13 protein-coding genes, 2 pseudogenes and 2 riboswitches are annotated in these 17,855 nt (G+C 69.5%); of the genes and pseudogenes, 13 read left to right on the plus strand and 2 right to left on the minus strand.

Features of this window, described 5'->3' with window-relative positions; genetic code table 11:
- Nucleotides 1-2 precede the first annotated feature (2 nt).
- Nucleotides 3-350: pseudogene (locus tag ACF1B9_RS32285) on the plus strand (transposase); the annotation flags it as partial.
- Nucleotides 351-771: 421 nt separating this feature from the next.
- On the opposite strand, the gene ACF1B9_RS32290 reads toward ACF1B9_RS32285, so the two are convergent.
- Entirely contained in the window at nt 772-2,244 is a 1,473-nt protein-coding gene (locus ACF1B9_RS32290) for a PucR family transcriptional regulator ligand-binding domain-containing protein (protein ID WP_391746283.1), read from the minus strand.
- Between the two features lie 174 nt (nt 2,245-2,418).
- Here ACF1B9_RS32290 and ACF1B9_RS32295 point away from each other — a divergent pair, with 174 nt between their 5' ends.
- From ACF1B9_RS32295 to ACF1B9_RS32330, 8 genes are all read left to right on the plus strand, one after another.
- Nucleotides 2,419-3,783, plus strand: a complete 1,365-nt coding sequence (locus ACF1B9_RS32295) for an MFS transporter (RefSeq protein ID WP_391746282.1) — start codon at nt 2,419-2,421, stop codon at nt 3,781-3,783.
- A 12-nt stretch (nt 3,784-3,795) separates the two neighbouring features.
- Nucleotides 3,796-4,794, plus strand: a complete 999-nt coding sequence (speB, locus tag ACF1B9_RS32300) for an agmatinase (RefSeq protein ID WP_391746281.1) — start codon at nt 3,796-3,798, stop codon at nt 4,792-4,794.
- A gap of 108 nt (nt 4,795-4,902) precedes the next feature.
- Nucleotides 4,903-4,998: riboswitch (glycine riboswitch) on the plus strand.
- 152 nt (nt 4,999-5,150) lie between these two features.
- The gene (gene gcvP, locus ACF1B9_RS32305) at nt 5,151-8,009 is read left to right on the plus strand and encodes an aminomethyl-transferring glycine dehydrogenase (RefSeq protein WP_391746280.1); all 2,859 of its coding nucleotides are present in this window, start codon (nt 5,151-5,153) and stop codon (nt 8,007-8,009) included.
- A 31-nt stretch (nt 8,010-8,040) separates the two neighbouring features.
- Nucleotides 8,041-9,141 carry a glycine cleavage system aminomethyltransferase GcvT gene (gcvT, locus tag ACF1B9_RS32310; RefSeq protein WP_391746279.1) on the plus strand — a complete coding sequence of 367 codons (1,101 nt, stop codon included), beginning with the start codon at nt 8,041-8,043 and terminating at the stop codon, nt 9,139-9,141.
- Nucleotides 9,142-9,212: 71 nt separating this feature from the next.
- A complete protein-coding gene (gcvH, locus tag ACF1B9_RS32315) occupies nt 9,213-9,587 on the plus strand; it encodes a glycine cleavage system protein GcvH (RefSeq protein ID WP_391746278.1) in 375 nt (124 codons plus the stop codon).
- Nucleotide 9,588: 1 nt separating this feature from the next.
- Complete coding sequence (gene glyA / locus ACF1B9_RS32320) at nt 9,589-10,860, plus strand: serine hydroxymethyltransferase (RefSeq protein ID WP_391746277.1); 1,272 nt, start codon at nt 9,589-9,591, stop codon at nt 10,858-10,860.
- A gap of 1 nt (nt 10,861) precedes the next feature.
- A complete protein-coding gene (lipA, locus tag ACF1B9_RS32325) occupies nt 10,862-11,821 on the plus strand; it encodes a lipoyl synthase (protein ID WP_391746276.1) in 960 nt (319 codons plus the stop codon).
- 12 nt (nt 11,822-11,833) lie between these two features.
- Nucleotides 11,834-11,931: riboswitch (glycine riboswitch) on the plus strand.
- Between the two features lie 102 nt (nt 11,932-12,033).
- Entirely contained in the window at nt 12,034-13,416 is a 1,383-nt protein-coding gene (locus ACF1B9_RS32330) for an L-serine ammonia-lyase (protein ID WP_391746275.1), read from the plus strand.
- A gap of 20 nt (nt 13,417-13,436) precedes the next feature.
- Here ACF1B9_RS32330 and ACF1B9_RS32335 read toward each other — a convergent pair.
- Nucleotides 13,437-14,086: pseudogene (locus ACF1B9_RS32335) on the minus strand (IS5 family transposase); the annotation flags it as partial.
- An 88-nt stretch (nt 14,087-14,174) separates the two neighbouring features.
- Between ACF1B9_RS32335 and ACF1B9_RS32340 the strand changes: the two are divergent.
- The 4 genes from ACF1B9_RS32340 (at nt 14,175) to ACF1B9_RS32355 (ending at nt 17,830) form a co-directional block, all read left to right on the plus strand.
- Nucleotides 14,175-14,330 carry a cytosine permease gene (locus tag ACF1B9_RS32340; protein WP_391746274.1) on the plus strand — a complete coding sequence of 52 codons (156 nt, stop codon included), beginning with the start codon at nt 14,175-14,177 and terminating at the stop codon, nt 14,328-14,330.
- A 70-nt stretch (nt 14,331-14,400) separates the two neighbouring features.
- Nucleotides 14,401-16,365 (plus strand): amino acid permease, encoded by a 1,965-nt coding sequence (locus ACF1B9_RS32345; protein WP_391746273.1) that lies wholly within the window; start codon nt 14,401-14,403, stop codon nt 16,363-16,365.
- Complete coding sequence (locus ACF1B9_RS32350) at nt 16,362-17,051, plus strand: SDR family NAD(P)-dependent oxidoreductase (protein WP_391746271.1); 690 nt, start codon at nt 16,362-16,364, stop codon at nt 17,049-17,051. The genes ACF1B9_RS32345 and ACF1B9_RS32350 overlap by 4 nt, the downstream gene beginning before the upstream one ends.
- Nucleotides 17,051-17,830, plus strand: a complete 780-nt coding sequence (locus tag ACF1B9_RS32355; protein ID WP_391746269.1) for an SDR family NAD(P)-dependent oxidoreductase — start codon at nt 17,051-17,053, stop codon at nt 17,828-17,830. Before ACF1B9_RS32350 ends, ACF1B9_RS32355 begins: the two co-directional genes overlap by 1 nt.
- The last annotated feature ends 25 nt before the right edge of the window (nt 17,831-17,855 follow it).

Consider the following 17,855-nt stretch of genomic DNA (forward strand, 5'->3'; position numbering starts at 1 on the left):
GTGTGCGGGCCGAACGGGAACACCGGCACCATGCGGTGGTCGAGCAGGTGATCGCGGACAGCAAGGCCGGTGCCCTGGCCCATCTGCCGTCCGGGCACTTCCACGCCAACGCGGCCTGGCTCACCCTGTGGGCGATGACCTACAACCTGCTGCGGGCCGCAGGTTCCCTGGCCTCGCCCTTCCACACCAAGGCCACCAACGCCACCCTCCGCACCCACCTGGTCCAGGTCCCGGCCCGGATCGCGCGATCCGCACGACGTATCACCCTGCACCTGCCCTACAACTGGCCCTGGCAGCAAGCCTGGACACACCTCTTCGACACCGTCCACGACCCACCCGCACCGGCCTGAACCCCCTGATAACCCGCCCGCCAGGGCCCGACCGGAACCGAACCCGTGGAAAAGCTGGGCAGACCAGCAGAAACAACCTGCCCATCCACGACCACCGACCGAAACCAGCTCGCACAACGATCAAAAGATCATCTTCAGAACACGTCGGTGGATCGAGGCTTAGACGGCTGTGAGGGTCTGGGGCGACACCACGGCAAGGACGGGGCACAGCCAGGCCTGGAAGGAGCCAGGACAAGTGAGCTGCACGAGCCCGACGCTGACCTGTCAGTGAACGGAGCGCCGCAGAACCGCATGACGGGAATGTGCGATCACTCCTCCATTTTGCTCTCTGTGTCTCGCCCGCGTTCGTAATTCAGCGGCCTGGAGGGCGAAATCCCGGGATCTGACCTGGGCAGACATGGGTGTGGCCGCCTGGAGGCCGTTAGACGGCCTTCAGGGCAAGCCAGAGCGCGGCCAGATCTCCCGTGTCGGCGACCTGCTTCCCGGTCAGCTGCTCGATCCGCCGAACGCGGTAGAGCACCGTCTGCCGGTGAACGTGCAAGGCCTCGGCGGTGCGCTGCCAGGACCTGCCGTTCTCGAGGAACACCCGCAGGGTTCCCAGCAGTTCGCCGGACTGCGCGGACGGCAGTCGGAGAACGGGGCCCAGTACGCGATCGACGAGGGCCCGGGCCTCAGTCGGGTTGCGCGGGCCGAGGAGCGGATCGGCATCGGCGTATCGCAGCAGTGGGGTGCCCTGTTCCCTTGCGGTGTCGAGCGCCCAAGTGGCCTCTCGCGCCGCGTCGACGACGCGGTCAGCGCGGACGATCAGGTCGCTGACACCTGCTTGGCCACCCGGCCCGAGCGCCTGCACCAGCACCTGCACGGCCGCGTCGGGCAGCACCGTGAGCGACGTGCTGCCGCGGTGCACCGTGGCATGCCTGACGGCCGAGCGCCACAGGTGGAGGTGCAGGCCTTTGAGCAGTTCCGGGTCGTCGTTGCGTGCCGCCACGCACACTGCTTCTTCGACCGGGAGGCCGAGCTCTGCCAGCTGGCGCCGGGCAACCGCCGGCGCCAGCTGCGCATCGAGGATCTGCAGCAGAAGCTCCGCACCGGTCCTGCGATCGTGCTCGATGGTCAGGCGGGCCTGGGAAAGCGCCAGCGCACACACCGTCGCGGCGTGCTGCAGCAGCAGCGCGTCCGGCTGCCCGGTCGGCTCGGAGAGGGCGACGAGGACCGCGTCCGGGTGGGTCGGGACGTCGACCAGGAGCGCGCGACGGTCTTGGTGGAGAGGGATCGCGATGATGCCGGCCCGGAGCTTTCCGCGACGCTCGGTCACGGCGATGCGGATGTCTTCCGGGAGCGGGGCGCTGCCCGGGTACCAGCCGTAGCCGGTCGCCCGGTCGCACACCCGGACGTCGCAGGCGAGCTCGCGGGACAGGGCGCTCGTGAGCGTGGTGAGCCCGGAACCGTGCGAGGAGATCTGCTGCAGCGCCTGGTAGATGCGCTCGGTCCGGATCAGGCGCTGGGATTGTTCCAGGAGGGTCGCCTCGGCGACCGCGCGCGAGATCGCGACGAACGGCATCGGGTAGGCGATCCAGAGCACCGGGAAACCCAGTTCTTCGCTGGTCTGCGCCAGCCGCTTGGTCAGCGGCGGGGCGTACATCTGCTCGGCGATGGCCAGCGCGGCAGCACCGTGCTCGACTAGCTGCCGGACGAGTTCCTCCTGGCCCGACGCGCTGCGCGGGACTGGCTTGCCGTTGGTCATGAGGAGTTCGCCGCCCGCCACCCAGCGCCACGGCTCGGGCAGGTCCGTCGTGTGGGTCCAGGAGATGGGGCGGTCCAGCGCGCCGGCCCCCGAGTGGAGTCTCAGGCGCAGGTGCGGCATGTCGAGCAGTTCGCCCACTGTGATCGGCATGAGGCCACGGTAAGACGAGGCCTGACCGCCTGTACAGCAGCGTTATTCAAATGCACAGTCACGGGCGGGAACTTTGAGCGTTGGGGGTCTTCGTGGCGCCCTTCGCACCGGCGTACACCTGGGTGAACATCCCGCAACGCCTCCCCGCGGCCTTCTCGAGCCAAGGACGCCTTCGTGACTGCTCGATCGAACCTCATAGACGATGCTCCGCTGACGCGCTTCCACAAGAAACTGACCGCCTACTCGTCGGGCGGACCGTTCATCGACGGTTACGCGATCGCGATCGTCGGTGTCGCTTTCACGACGCTTACGCCCGCCCTGGACATGACCACGGGGGACAAGGGTCTGGTCGCGGCCGCCAGCCTGGTCGGCATCTTCGTGGGCGGGGCGTTGTTTGGGTATGTCACCGACCGGATCGGCCGGCACGTCATGTACATCGCCGACCTGGGCGCGCTCGCGCTGTTCTCGGTGCTGTCCGCCTTCACGACGGAGGTCTGGCAGCTCGTGCTCCTGCGCTTCCTCCTCGGCGCGGCCATCGGTGCCGACTATCCGATCGCCACGTCGCTGCTGGCGGAGTACCTCCCGCGGCGGTTCCGCGGTCGGATGCTCGGTGCGACCTTCGTCGTCTGGGCACTCGGTGCCGCTGCGGCGTACGTCGTGGGCGTGGGCCTTGCGGGGCTCGGTGCGAACGCCTGGCGGTTCATGCTCGCCAGCCCGGCCGTGTTCGCCATGGTGACCCTGTTCCTGCGGCTCGGTACGCCGGAGTCGCCGCGCTGGCTGCTCAGCAAGGGCCGTCCTGACGACGCCGACCGGGCGATCAAGAAGGTCTTCGGCCCGCAGTACGGCGTGGCAGACCTGGCAGCGGAACCGACGGTCGCGCGAACTCGCTACACCATGGTGTTCCGCTCGCCGTACCTCAAGCGCACCCTGTTCGTCGGCATCTTCTGGACCGCCCAGGTGATCCCGCTGTTCGCGCTCTACTCCTTCGCCCCCGATCTGCTGGCGGGCATGGGAATCACCGGGAACACCGCCGAGGTCTTCCTCGCCGCGCTCTTCGTCGTCGGCGGTATCCCCGGACTCTGGCTGGTCGAGCGGATCGGCCGCCGGGCGCTGCTGCTGTGGTCCTTCGGGATCGTCGCGGTCGCCCTGGGCATACCTGGTCTGGTGCCCGGAGTGCCGACCTGGGTCTCCTTCACCTCGGTCTGCGTCTTCGCCCTCGCCTCGGGCGGCTCCAGCTTCCTCGAGGTGGTCTACCCCAACGAACTCTTCCCGACCGAGGTCCGCGCCACCGCCGTCGGTGTGGGAACGGCGTTCTCCCGCATCGGGTCGGCCGCGGCCACCTTCTTGATGCCGTTCGCCCTGGCCAAGAGCCAGAGCCTGCCGCTCCTCATCGGCGCCGTCGTGTCGGTCGTCGGGCTCCTGGTCACGCTGGCCTGGGGCATCGAGACCCGAGGCCGGGCGCTCAGCGACACCGCCGCGGGCGCCGACCACCCGGCCGAGCCCACTGGTTCCTCCCTCACCACCACCGTTACGAACTGACTGGAGACCGTGATGAACCACGACAACCGAACCGCTCCGATCGGAGCCCTGGACGCCACGAAGGTCCCGCGCTTCGCCGGCCTGGGCACCTTCGCTCGGATACCCGACATCGGCTCGGTCAGCGACTACGACATCGCGATCCTGGGTGTGCCGTTCGACGGGGGCACGTCGTACCGGCCGGGTGCCCGCTTCGGTCCGATGGGTGTTCGTCAGGCCTCGCGTCACCTGCGCCCGAAGTTCCACGTCGAGCTCGACACCGCACCACTCGAAGCACTCCAGGTCGTCGACGCCGGCGACGTTCCCTGCACGCCGTACAGCATTGATGAGGCGGTCGCCCAGATCGAGGGCTACGCCCGCGACGTAGTGGGACAGTCCGACCGGCGCATCGTGAGCATCGGCGGCGATCACACCATCGCGCTGCCCATGCTGCGCGCGGCCAAGGACAAGTACGGCCCGATCGCGCTGGTCCACTTCGACGCGCACCTCGACACATGGGACACCTACTTCAGCGCTCCGATCACGCACGGCACGGTGTTCCGCCGGGCCTTCGAAGAAGGCCTGCTCGCCGAGGACAAGTCCATCCACCTGGGTATCCGCGGACCGATCTACGACCAGATGGACCTCGTGGATGACAAGAGGTTCGGCTTCCGGGCGATACGCGCCGGAGACCTCGATGTCATCGGCATCGACGGGGCGGTGGACGCCGTACGGCGACGCGTGGGCGACGCACCGGTGTACATCTCGATCGACATCGACGTGCTCGACCCCGCGTTCGCGCCGGGGACGGGGACGCCGGAGATGGGCGGGTTCAGCAGCCGCGAGCTGTTGCGTCTGCTCCGAAGCCTCGACGGGCTCAACATCATCGGCGGTGACGTGGTCGAGGTCGCTCCAGCATACGACCACGCCGAGATCACCTGCGTCGCCGCCGCGACCGTCGTGTTCGACCTGGTCACGCTCATGACGAAGAACCACGTCGCCAGCCCCGTGCTCGCGGCATCGAAGCACGCCTGATTTGGGACGTGGTCGACGCTCACCAGGGTCGTCAGGGTGCTGACCCGCCCTGACGGCACCTCCACCCGGCCTTACGGTCGGGCTCGACAACTCAACACAAACGCTGCTCGAACCGGAGCGGGAGAGCCCTTGCCCAGTCTTGGCGAGGCGCCGAAGGAGCAACTCTCCCCAGAATCTCTCAGGCACAAGTACCGCTCCGGTGAAGCGACTCTGGAAAGACGGGACGTCGAAGTCCTGCGCCCACGGTGCAAACCGCCGGACCCGGTGGTGAAGCTCTCAGGTACCGATGACAGAGCGGGGAGGTCACCCGTCACGGCGCCGCGTCCGCGGTGCCCCCCATCAGGGAGCCTCGCACCATGACCTCACCCGGATCCTCCGCGTCCGGCGAGTTCGCCGCCCGTCACATCGGTGTCGGCGACGCTGACCGCGCCAAGATGCTGGCCGACATCGGCTACTCGACGCTGACCGAGCTGATCGACGTCGCTGTCCCGAGCGGCATCCGGAGCACCTCCGACCTGAACCTGCCCGCCGCCGCCACCGAGGCCGAGGCGCGTGCCGAGCTGCACGAGCTGGCCAGTAGGAACATCGTGGCCGTCCCGATGATCGGCCTCGGCTACCACGCGACCATCACACCCGCGGTGATCCGGCGCAACGTGCTGGAGGATCCGGCGTGGTACACCGCCTACACGCCGTACCAGCCGGAGATCAGCCAGGGCAGACTCGAGGCGCTGATCAACTTCCAGACCATGGTCGGCGATCTCACGGGGCTGCCGACTGCCAACGCGTCGCTGCTCGACGAGGGTACGGCGGTCGCCGAGGCCGTCACGGTCATGCGCCGCGTCGCCGGCAAGAACCGCACCCGCGTCCTGGTCGACCGTGACACCCTGCCGCAGACCCTCGACGTCCTGCGCACGCGTGCCTACGCGGTCGGTATCGAGGTCGTCGAGATCGACGTCGCCGAGCCGCTGCCGGAAGACGACTTCTTCGGGGTGGTGCTGTCCTACCCCGGCTGCTCGGGCGCGGTCCGCGACCTGCGCGAGATGACCGCTGCGGCACGAGCACGCGGGGCGCTGGTCACCGTGACCGCCGACCTGCTGGCGCTCACCCTGCTCGTACCACCGGGCGAGTTCGGCGCCGACATCGCCGTGGGATCGACCCAGCGGTTCGGTGTCCCCTTGTTCTACGGCGGGCCGCACGCCGGCTACATCGCGGTCCGTGAAGGGCTGGCACGCCACCTGCCCGGTCGGCTCGTGGGCGTGTCCGTGGACGACGGCGGCCGGCCCGCGTACCGCCTCGCCCTCCAGACCCGCGAACAGCACATCCGGCGCGACAAGGCGACTTCCAACATCTGCACGGCGCAGGTGCTGCTCGCCGTGGTCGCCTCCATGTACGCCGTCCACCACGGCCCCGACGGTCTGGCCGAGATCGCCCGGCGGACGCACCGGCACGCCACGCTCATCGCCGCAGGTCTGCGGGCGAGCGGGATCACGGTGGTGCACCGTGAGTTCTTCGACACCTTGCTGGTGCGGGTCGACGGCCGTGCCGAGGAGGTCGTAGCGGCCGCCCACGACAAGGGCCTGCGGCTGCGACTGGTGGACGGCGACCACGTCGGCGTCTCCTGCTCCGAGGTCACCACGCAGGACCACGTCAGTCTCGTGCTCGACGCTTTTGGCTGGGCCGGGGACGACCTCGACCAGCCGGCGGCCGACGCTCCGGCGGCTCTTCCGCCGGGACTGCGTCGTACCTCCTCGTTCCTCACCCACCCGCTCTTCCACCAGCACCGTTCCGAGACCGCGATGCTGCGCTACCTCCGCAAGCTGTCCGACCGTGACTTCGCGCTGGACCGCGGCATGATCCCGCTCGGGTCCTGCACGATGAAGCTCAACGCGACCACGGAGATGGAACCGGTCAGCTGGCCCGGGTTCGCGGACCTGCACCCGTTCGCGCCGATGACGGATGCAACCGGTTACCTGACCCTGGTCGAACAGCTGGAAACGTGGCTGGCCGAGATCACCGGGTACGCCAAGGTCTCCATCCAGCCGAACGCCGGATCGCAGGGCGAGCTTGCGGGCCTGCTGGCGATCCGCGCCTATCACCGGAGCAACGGCCAGGCCGGACGCGACGTGTGCCTGATACCAGCAAGCGCGCACGGTACCAACGCCGCCTCCGCTGTCATGGCCGGGATGCGCGTCGTCGTTGTGGCGTCGCGGCCCGACGGCACGGTCGACCTCGCCGACCTCGAGGCCAAGTGCGCGAAGCACGCCGAGGACCTGGCCGCGATCATGGTGACCTACCCCTCGACACACGGTGTCTACGAGGAGAGCATCACCCGGCTGTGCGAGCTGGTGCACGAGCACGGCGGACAGGTGTACGTCGACGGCGCCAACCTCAACGCGCTGCTCGGGGTCGCCAAGCCGGGTGAGTTCGGTGGCGACGTGTCCCACCTCAACCTGCACAAGACGTTCTGCATCCCGCACGGCGGCGGCGGGCCGGGCGTTGGCCCGGTCGGGGTGGCCGAGCACCTCTCGCCGTACCTGCCCACCCACCCGCTGCACCCCGACACCGGGCGCCGCGACGGGATCGGGTCGGTGAGCGCCGCGCCGTTCGGCAGCGCCGGCATCCTGCCGATCCCGTGGGCCTACATCCGGATGATGGGCGCGGAGGGGCTGACCGAGGCGACTGAGACAGCCGTGCTGAGCGCGAACTACGTCGCCCACCGGCTCGCGCCGCACTTCCCCGTCCTGTACGCCGGGGAGGCCGGCCTCGTCGCGCATGAGTGCATACTCGACGTACGCCCGATCACCGCCGCCACGGGTGTGACCGTCGACGACATCGCCAAGCGGCTCATCGACTACGGCTTCCACGCGCCGACGATGAGCTTCCCGGTCGCCGGCACGCTGATGGTCGAGCCGACCGAGAGTGAGAGCCTGCAGGAACTGGACCGCTTCTGCGAGGCGATGATCGCGATCCGCGCGGAGATCGACCTGGTGCGCAAGGGCACCTGGACCCTCGAGGGGAGCCCGCTGCGACGGGCGCCGCACACCGCGGCCGCGATCGCCGGTGAGTGGACCCGGGCCTACTCGCGCGAGCGGGCCGTCTACCCGGCAGGCGTCACGCCCGACAAGTACTGGCCGCCGGTCGGTCGGATTGACCAGGCGCACGGCGACCGGAACCTGGTCTGCGCCTGCCCGCCCCCCGAGTCGTTCGAGTCGTGATCCGACCGGTCACGGTCTGAGGGAAACCACCATGTCCAAGAAGACACCCCTGCACGAGATCCACGCCGAACTCAAAGCGTCGTTCATCGACTTCGCCGGCTGGTCCATGCCGCTGCGCTATACCTCCGAACTGGCCGAGCACCACGCCGTACGGACCACCGCCGGAATCTTCGACCTCAGCCACATGGGCGAGATCGAACTGTCCGGCCCCGAGGTGGGCCGGGCCCTCGACCACGCCCTGGTCGGAGAGCCGTCGAAGATCACCGTCGGCCGCGCCCGGTACTCCCTTCTGGTCCACGAGACCGGCGGAGTCCTCGACGACCTCGTCGTCTACCGCCTGGCCGAGGAGAAGTACCTCGTCGTGGCCAACGCCGGCAACGCGCCGATCGTGCTCTCCTGCCTGAGCGACCGGATGGACGGCTACGCCACCACGGTCCGGGACGCTTCCGGCGAGTGGGCGCTGATCGCGCTCCAGGGCCCGAATTCGCCGACGATCGTCGGCGAATTGGCCGACGTCGACGTGCCGTCGCTGAAGTACTACGCGATCGGCCCGGCCTGGCTGGCGGACCGCGAGGTGCTGCTCGCCCGCACCGGCTACACCGGCGAGGACGGCTTCGAGATCTACTGCCGCCCCGAGGACGCGGTAGCCCTCTGGCAGGCCGTCAGCGCAGCGGGCGCGGAACACGGCCTGGTCCCGTGCGGCCTGGCCTGCCGCGACACGCTGCGCCTCGAGGCCGGCATGCCGTTGTACGGCCAGGAACTCACCATCCGCAACACGCCGTTCGACGCGGGACTGGGCCGCGTCGTGGTGTTCGGGAAGCGCGGCGGGTTCGTCGGCGAGGCGGCCCTGGCCGCCTGCCGTGACAAGGGACCGACCCACGTGCTGGTCGGGCTGACCTCGACCGGCCGACGAGCACCGCGCACCGGCTACGCCGTACTCGACCCGGACACCGGCGAGCACATCGGCGAGGTCACCTCCGGCGCGCTGTCGCCCACCCTCGGCCACCCCGTGGCGATGGCCTACCTGCCGACCGACCGGTGCGACCCCGGCACGAAGGTGCTCGTCGACATCCGGGGCAGCCAGGAGTACGCCGAGGTCGTCCCGATGCCCTTCTACCGCCGCCAAGGCTGACCGCTGCCCGAAAACCCCTCATCAGCCACACCCGGTCCTCCCGGACCGACCGACATTCTTAGGGACCCATCATGAGCCTGCCCACCGACCTGAAGTACACCAGCGACCACGAGTGGATCGCGACCGACGGCGACGTGTCGACCGTCGGGGTCACAGCCCACGCGGCCGACGCGCTCGGCGACGTGGTCTACCTCGACCTGCCTGCCGTCGGCGCGACGATCGAGGCTGGCGAGACGTGCGGAGAGATCGAGTCGACCAAGTCCGTGAGCGACCTGTTCGCTCCCGCGGACGGCGAAATCGTCGAGATCAACGAAGCGGCGGTCGCCGACCCCGGCCTGGTCAACTCCGACCCCTTCGGAGCGGGCTGGCTGTTCCGGTTGCGGATCACCGGCACGCCCGACCTGCTGGACGCAACCGCCTACGCGGCTCTCACCGAAGGAGCCTGAGATGTCCGTCTTGAACCGACGGCTCGCCGACTTCGACCCTGACGTGTACGCGGCCGTATGTGCTGAGCTGGTGCGTCAGCAGAGCACGCTGGAGATGATCGCCAGCGAGAACTTCGCACCGGTCTCAGTGATGCAGGCGCAGGGCTCCGTCCTGACCAACAAGTACGCTGAGGGCTACCCGGGCCGTCGCTACTACGGCGGGTGTGAGCACGTCGACGTGGTCGAGTCCCTCGCCATCGAACGGGTGAAGGGCCTGTTCGGCGCGGCCTTCGCCAATGTGCAGCCGCACTCGGGCGCCCAGGCGAACGCCGCCGCGATGACGGCGCTCCTCCAGCCGGCGGACACCATCCTGGGCCTGGACCTCGCGCACGGCGGTCACCTCACCCACGGCATGCGCATCAACTTCTCCGGCAAGCTCTACAACGTCGTCGCCTACCACGTCTCCGCGGAGGACAACCGCGTCGACATGGCGGAGGTGCAGCGACTTGCCGATGAGCACCGGCCCCAGCTGATCATCGCAGGCTGGTCGGCGTACCCCCGACAGCTCGACTTCGCCGCCTTCCGGCGGATCGCGGACCAGGTCGGCGCGTACCTGATGGTGGACATGGCGCACTTCGCCGGGCTGGTCGCCACCGGACTCCACCCGAATCCCGTGCCGTACGCCGACGTGGTCACCACGACCACACACAAGACGCTCGGCGGCCCGCGCGGCGGAGTGGTGCTGACCAACCGCAGGGACGTGGCGAAGAAGGTCAACAGCGCGGTCTTCCCCGGGCAGCAGGGCGGCCCGCTGGAGCACGTGATCGCGGCCAAGGCGGTTGCCTTCAAGATGGCGTCCGAGCCGGTGTTCCGCGAGCGCCAAGAGCGCACCCTCGCAGGCGCTCGGCTCCTCGCGGAACGGCTGAGCGCTCCCGATGTCGCGGGTGCGGGTGTGTCCGTGCTGTCGGGTGGTACCGACGTACACCTGGTCCTGGTCGACCTGCGCGAGTCGGAGCTCGACGGGCAGCAGGCGGAGGACCGACTGCACCACATCGGCATCACGGTGAACCGCAACGCAGTACCGTTCGACCCCCGCCCGCCGATGGTGACTTCGGGGTTGCGCATCGGTACGCCTGCGCTGGCCAGCCGAGGCTTCGAGGAGGCCGCGTTCGCGGAGGTCGCCGACATCATCGCGGAGGCCCTGGCGCCGGCGTACGACGAGGGCGTCGCCGCCGAGCTGCGGGCTCGTGTGGCCACGCTCGCCCACACACACCCCTTGTACCCGGAGCTGTGAGATGAGCGGAACCAGCACGCCTTCCATTGCGCCTGACGGCCGCAGGCTGCTGCGGCTGGAGGTGCGGAACAGCCAGACACCCGTCGAGCGCAAGCCGGGTTGGATGAAGGCCAAGGTGCGGATGGGGCCGGAGTACACCGCGCTGCAGTCGCGGGTGAAGGCCGAAGGGCTGCACACGGTATGCGAGGAGGCGCGCTGCCCCAACATCTTCGAGTGCTGGGAGGACCGCGAGGCCACCTTTCTCATCGGCGGCGACCAGTGCACCCGGCGCTGCGACTTCTGCCAGATCGACACCGGCAAGCCCCAGCCTCTTGACCGGGACGAGCCGCGCCGGGTGGCGGAGTCCGTGGCGACGATGGGGCTGCGATACGCCACCATCACCGGCGTGGCCCGCGACGACCTGCCCGACGGCGGTGCCTGGCTGTACGCCGAGACGGTCCGGCAGATCCACGCGCTGAACCCGGACACCGGGGTGGAGAACCTGATCCCGGACTTCAACGGTGTCCCCGCGTTGCTGACCCAGGTGTTCGAGTCCCGCCCGGAAGTGCTGGCGCACAATGTGGAGACAGTGCCCCGGATCTTCAAGCGGATCCGGCCCGCCTTCCGCTACGACAGGTCGCTTGGTGTGCTCACCGCGGCACGGGAGTTCGGTCTGGTCACCAAGTCGAACCTGATCCTGGGCATGGGTGAGACCCGGGAGGAGGTCTCGACGGCGTTGCAGAACCTGCACGACGCCGGGTGTGACCGGATCACCATCACCCAGTACCTGCGGCCCTCAGCGCGGCACCACCCGGTGGAGCGGTGGGTCAAGCCCGAGGAGTTCGTCGAACTCCAGGAGGAAGCCGAGGAGATCGGCTTCGCCGGAGTGATGTCCGGCCCCCTGGTCCGCTCCTCCTACCGTGCCGGACGGCTGTACCAGCAAGCACTCGGCGCAAAACTTCCGCAAGAACCGAACAACTGAACACACCGCTGGCGGTTCTGCGCGGGAGAGCCCACGTCTCCTGAAGGACGTGGCGTCGAAGGAGCAAATCCTCCCTGGAAACTCTCAGGCCCCGTTACCGCGCAGAGAAGGCGGACTCTGGAAAGCAGGCGCCCGTCGCGCCTCGCCCATGGAGCAAGCCGCCTGCCGCGCGGCGAAACTTTCAGGCCGAACTATTCAAAGGGAGCCCGCCCGTGGCCATCTCCGTGTTCGATCTCTTCTCCATCGGCATCGGGCCGTCCAGCTCGCACACGGTCGGCCCGATGCGCGCCACCGGGATGTTCGTCGGCCGTCTGAAGGAAGACGGCCTGCTGGCGCATACGGCCTCGGTGCGGGCGGAGCTGTTCGGCTCGCTCGGGGCGACCGGGCACGGCCACAGCACGCCGAAGGCCGTCCTGCTCGGTTTGGAGGGCCACTGCCCCCGTACGGTCGACGTGGAGCACGCCGACGCCGAGGTGCAGCGCATTCGCGACACCCAGCGGCTGCGGCTGCTGGCGACGGAGCTCGGCGACGCCCACGAGATCGACTTCGACGAGCCCACCCAGCTGGTGCTGCACTGTCGCCGCTCGCTGCCGTACCACGCCAACGGCATGACCCTCTTCGCGTACGACGCCGACGGGCTGCCGCTGCTGGAGAAGACCTACTACTCGGTCGGCGGCGGCTTCGTCGTCGACGAGGACGCGGTCGGCGAGGACCGGATCAAGCTCGACGACACCAAGCTCACCCACCCCTTCCGCACCGCCGACGAGCTGCTGCGCCTCTCCCGGGAGTCGGGTCTGTCGATCTCCGCGCTGATGCTGGAGAACGAGAAGGCCTGGGGCACCGAGGAGGAGATCCGCGAAGGGCTGCTGGAGATCTGGCGCACCATGCAGAGCTGCGTCTCGCGCGGCATGTCCCGCGAGGGCATCCTGCCGGGCGGCCTGAAGGTCCGCCGCCGCGCCGCCAACTCCGCCCGGCAGCTGCGCGCCGAGGGCGATCCCGCCACGCGCGCGATGGAGTGGACCACCCTCTACGCCATGGCGGTCAACGAGGAGAACGCGGCAGGCGGGCGCGTCGTCACCGCCCCCACCAACGGCGCGGCCGGCATCATCCCGGCCGTCCTGCACTACTACGTCAACTTCGTCCCCGGCGCCGACGAGGAGGGCGTCGTCCGCTTCCTCCTCGCGGCGGGCGCGATCGGCATGCTCTTCAAGGAGAACGCCTCCATCTCCGGCGCCGAGGTCGGTTGTCAGGGTGAGGTCGGCTCCGCCTGCTCCATGGCCGCGGGCGGCCTCGCCGAGGTCCTCGGCAGCACCCCGGAACAGGTCGAGAACGCCGCCGAGATCGGTATGGAGCACAACCTCGGTCTGACCTGCGACCCGGTCGGCGGCCTGGTCCAGATCCCGTGCATCGAGCGCAACGGCATGGCCGCGGTCAAGGCCGTCACCGCGGCCCGCATGGCCCTCCGTGGCGACGGCCGCCACCATGTCTCCCTGGACAAGGTCATCAAGACGATGAAGGAGACCGGCGCCGACATGAAGGTCAAATACAAGGAGACCGCCCGCGGCGGACTCGCGGTCAACGTCATCGAATGCTGACCGGATAGGGCCTGACCTGGCCATATGAGGGCCGGGCCCCTTCCCTGCTCAGCCAGGTGATGCCTACCGTCCGGGTACGTACGAGCTCGGGAAGGAGGTTTTTCGTACCTGGTCGCGACGCCACGGGATTGCTTGAGGAGGCCGATCCGGCACTCGATCTTGTGGCGGCGCTTGTACCGTTCCCGGTCGAAGCCGGGCGGGCGACCGCCGGCCGAGCCTCGACGCAGGCGATGCCCGGCCTGGTCGAGCTTCTCAGGGATGGTGTATGGGATCTGTCGTCGGCGCAGGTAGGAGCGGATCTGGCGGGAGTAGTAGACGCGGTCGGCGATCACGCGGTCGGGGCGGGTGCGGGGGTGTCCGTCGCCGACGCACTCCACTCGGATACGGTCCATGACCTCGGTGAACAGCGGCGCGTCAGCCCGCTGGCCCGCGGTGACCACCACGGCCAGGACGTGCGAGGAAGAGTCGACCGCGAGGTGGACCTTGGTGGTCGGGCCGCCGCGCGATCGGCCCAGCGCGTGGTCCTCCGGCTCGCGCGCCAGGCCGTCCGTGCCCGGCCGGCGTGGATCGCCAGCCCTCTTTTACGCACCCCTGCGGCGTGCTGGTGCGCTCGGGCGACGGTGGAGTCCACCGACACCTCCCACCTGAGGTGCCCGACCGCATCGGCCTTGACCCAGCGCAACGAGCGCATCGAGCAGCACTCGATCGACTACGTCCCGGTGAACGAGCGGCACGGCAGGCCCTGACACCTGTTCACGGTGTGGTTCTCCAGCAACCTGCAGATCACCGGCTTCGTGAACGGCGCGCTCGCCGTCCTGATCGGGCTCGACCTGCCCTGGGCGATCTTCGCGATCGTCGTCGGGAACCTGGTGGGCGCCCTGTTCATGGCGTACCACTCCATCCAGGAGCCCTGAATGGGCGTGCCGCAGATGATCCAGAGCCGCGCCGGTCCTCAACATCACCCTGTTCCTGCTCAACCTGCCGGTGCCGTGGACGGCGATCAACCTCGCCGACAACTACCTGGTGCGGCACAGCGAGTACGAGACCGACCAGCTCTTCGACCGGCGCGGGAGCTACGGTCTGGTGAACTGGCCGACGATCACCGCCTACGTGGCCACGATGGCTGCGCAGGTCCCGTTCGTCAACACCGGGCTCTACACGGGCCCGCTGGTCGACGACCTCGGCGGCGCGGTCGTCTCCTGGATCGTCGGCCTGGTCGTCGCCACCGTCCTCTACCTGGGCCAGACCAAGCTCGCCCGGCGCGCCGCGCCCCCGCCGCGCCGGCCCCGGTGGCCGTGCCGAGCGAGGTCGCCTGAGGCAGGACCCCCGCGCCCGGCGGCGCCGACCCCGTGGTCGGCGCCGCCGGGCGCGTTGTGCATTCGTATAGGACCGTGCGCCAAAGGCGTGACATTGGGTGGCTGTTGCGCAGTGCCACGGAGCCATGAGACTGAGGCCGAAATCACTGGCCCACCCCAGGAGGTCACCGCAATGGGACCACCCAGCCTTGAGAGCACCGCCGACCGCGCGGTCGTGACGCCGCCGGACGGCGGCCACGACGTACTGAACCGCGGGTTCGGCTTCCGCTCCGCCCTGTCGCTCGCCTTCGCCGACATCTCGCCGATCGTGGCGCTGTACGCCATCTTCGCGCTGGGCCTGTTCGCCGCCGGGCCGCGCTTCTTCTGGGCGTTCCCGATCGTGCTCGGCGGCCAGCTGCTCGTGGCATTCGTCTTCGGCGAGCTCGCCTCGCGCTGGCCGTACGCCGGCAGCGTCTACCAGTGGGCCCGGCACGCCCGCGGAACGGCCTGGGGCTGGACCGCCGCGTGGGCGTACATCTGGGGCCTCACCCTCACCCTGTCGACGATGGCGTACGCCGCGGCGGGCTTCCTGCTCGAAGTCTTCGACGCCGCACCGGGCCAGCGGCAGCGCGTCCTGGTCGCGATGGGCATCATCGGCCTCGGCACCGCGGCGAACATGATCGGCCGCCAGGTCCTCAAGGTGATGATCACCGCGAGCATCCTGTGCGAGATCGTGGGCTCGGTCGTGCTCGGCATCGTGCTGCTGGCCTTCCACCGGGTCAACCCGGTCTCGACCCTCTTCGACGGCCTGCCCCACGCGAACGGCGGCACGCTGAGCACGATGCTCGTCGCGATGGCCTTCGTCGGCTGGGCGTTCCTCGGCTTCGAGTCCGCCGGGTCGATCGCCGAGGAGGTGCAGGATCCGGAGCGCAACGTGCCCAAGGCCATCATCTTCGGCCTGCTCCTGGTCGGCGTGATCGTGATGTTCTCGGCGGTCTCGGTCATCCTCGCCATCCCGGACCTGCCCGCCGTGCTGAACGTGCAGAGCGGTGACCCGGTCTCCGCGACCCTGACCGAGCAGCTCGGCGCCTCGATCGCCAAGCCGCTGCTCATCATGTTCGTGATCGGCTTCGTCTCGGCGTTCCTCGCCGTCCAGTCGGCCGTCTCCCGCGCCGTCTACGGCATGGCCCGCGACGGGGCCCTGCCCGGCGCGGCCACCCTCGCCAAGCTAGCCGGCCCGGAACGGATGCCGATCTCTGCGATCGGCCTGACCGCCGTCGTCTCGGCGCTCTTCCTGCTCTTCGCCGGCTCGGACTTCTACGACGTGCTGGTGAACTTCTCCGTGATGGGCCCCTACATCGCCTTCGCGATCCCGGTCTTCGCTGCCGCCCTGCTCCGTCTCAGTGGGCGCTGGGTGCCCGGGCCCTTCTCCATGGGCCGCTGGGGTGGGATCGTCACGTACGCCGCCGCGGCGTGGCTGGCCATTGAAATCGTCAACGTCCTCTGGCCGCGAACAAGTCCCGGTCAGCCGTGGTACATCAACTGGAGTATGGTGATCAGCTTGGTCGCACTGGGCATCGTCGGCGTCGCGGTCTACGCGAGCCGCCGCAACCAGATCAGTGAGCCGGTGGGCGAGCGGGAGGTCGTCCGATGAGCGCGCGCGTCGCGGTCGTCACGGGCGCCGCCTCCGGCATCGGCGCGGCCGTGTGCCGGTCGCTGGAGGAGACGGGCTGGACCGTCTGCGGTCTCGACCTGCGTCCCGTCGAGCACCTGAAGCACTCCTACGAGTGCGACGTCGCCGACCCGGCGTCGGTGTCCGCCGCCTTCGGCCGGATCGAGGCCGAGGTCGGGCCGGTGGGCGCGCTGGTCACGGCGGCGGGGCACTACGAGCTGGTGCCGGTCGGCGAGATCACCGAGGAGGCCTGGAACCGGATGATGCACGTCCACGTGGGCGGCCTGCTCAACCCGGTCCGGGCGGTGCTGCCCGGGATGATCAACAGGGGTGAGGGCACCGTCGTGGCGATCTCCTCCGAGCTCGGCATCGGCGGCACCGAGAGCGAGGCGCACTACTCGGCGGCCAAGGGCGCGATCCTCGGCTTCGTGCGCAGCCTCGGCGCGGAGGTCGCCGAGCACGGCGTCCGCGTCAATGCGGTCGCGCCCGGCCCGACCGACACGCCCCTGCTGCCGGCGGCCCAGCGCACGCCGGAGTACCTGGCGTCCCTGCCGGCGCGGGCCCTCGGCCAGCCCGAGGACATCGCCCAGGCCGTGCAGTTCCTGGTCGACGAGGGCGGGTTCTGCTTCGGCGAAGTGCTTTCCCCCAACATGGGAGCAGTGATCTGATGAGCGAGCCGAACGTACGACGTCGCCAGGAGGGCAGGGTCGCCGTCGTGACCGGCGCGACCCAGGGGATCGGCCGGGCGATCGCGCTCCGGCTGGCCGCGGAGGGCGCGAAGGTCGGTGTGAACGGCCGGGCCGACACCCCGCAGATGCGTGAGGTGGTCGAGCTGACCGGTGGCTTCCCGGTGGTGGCCGACATGGCCGATCCCGAGGCGGTGCGGACCGCGTTCGCCGCGGTCGAGCGCGAGCAGGGACCGGTCGACGTACTGGTGTGCAATGCGGCGTACATGTCGATGAGCCCGATCCTCGACCAGCCGCTCGACGACTGGTGGCGCAATATCGACACGAACCTGTCAGGCACCTTCCGGTGCGTGCAGGCCGTGCTGCCCGGGATGAGGCGCAAGGGGCGCGGCAACATCGTCGTCATCACCTCCGAGTGGGGGGTCGTCGGCTGGCCGCGCGCCACGGCGTACGCCTCCTCGAAGGCGGGACTCATCGCGCTCACCAAGTCGCTGGGCCGTGAGCTGGCGCCCGAGAACATCACCGTCAACGCGGTCGCGCCGGGCATCATCGACACGCCCCAGCTGCAGGTGGACGCCGACGACGCCGGCCTGAGCCTGGAGGAGATGCACGCGCAGTACGGCGCCGAGATCCCCGCCGGCAGGATCGGCCGGCCCGAGGAGATCGCCGCCACCGTCGCCCTGCTCTCGCGGCCGGGTCTGACCGCGTTCGTCGGCCAGACCATCTCGGCCAACGGCGGCAGCACCCGCGCCCGCGCCTGAACTCCTGCTTCTCTCGATCTGAAGG

It is taken from the genome of Streptomyces sp. NPDC014727 (genome assembly GCF_043083485.1).
Lineage (GTDB): Bacteria > Actinomycetota > Actinomycetes > Streptomycetales > Streptomycetaceae > Streptomyces.

Excerpts from the sequence above, each read along its gene's own strand:
- ACF1B9_RS32290 (WP_391746283.1), bottom strand. The coding sequence starts at position 2,244 with ATGCCGATCACAGTGGGCGAACTGCTCGACATGCCGCACCTGCGCCTG.
- speB (WP_391746281.1), top strand. The coding sequence starts at position 3,796 with ATGAACCACGACAACCGAACCGCTCCGATCGGAGCCCTGGACGCCACG.
- gcvP (WP_391746280.1), top strand. The coding sequence starts at position 5,151 with ATGACCTCACCCGGATCCTCCGCGTCCGGCGAGTTCGCCGCCCGTCAC.
- gcvT (WP_391746279.1), top strand. The coding sequence starts at position 8,041 with ATGTCCAAGAAGACACCCCTGCACGAGATCCACGCCGAACTCAAAGCG.
- gcvH (WP_391746278.1), top strand. The coding sequence starts at position 9,213 with ATGAGCCTGCCCACCGACCTGAAGTACACCAGCGACCACGAGTGGATC.
- glyA (WP_391746277.1), top strand. The coding sequence starts at position 9,589 with ATGTCCGTCTTGAACCGACGGCTCGCCGACTTCGACCCTGACGTGTAC.
- lipA (WP_391746276.1), top strand. The coding sequence starts at position 10,862 with ATGAGCGGAACCAGCACGCCTTCCATTGCGCCTGACGGCCGCAGGCTG.
- ACF1B9_RS32350 (WP_391746271.1), top strand. The coding sequence starts at position 16,362 with ATGAGCGCGCGCGTCGCGGTCGTCACGGGCGCCGCCTCCGGCATCGGC.
- ACF1B9_RS32355 (WP_391746269.1), top strand. The coding sequence starts at position 17,051 with ATGAGCGAGCCGAACGTACGACGTCGCCAGGAGGGCAGGGTCGCCGTC.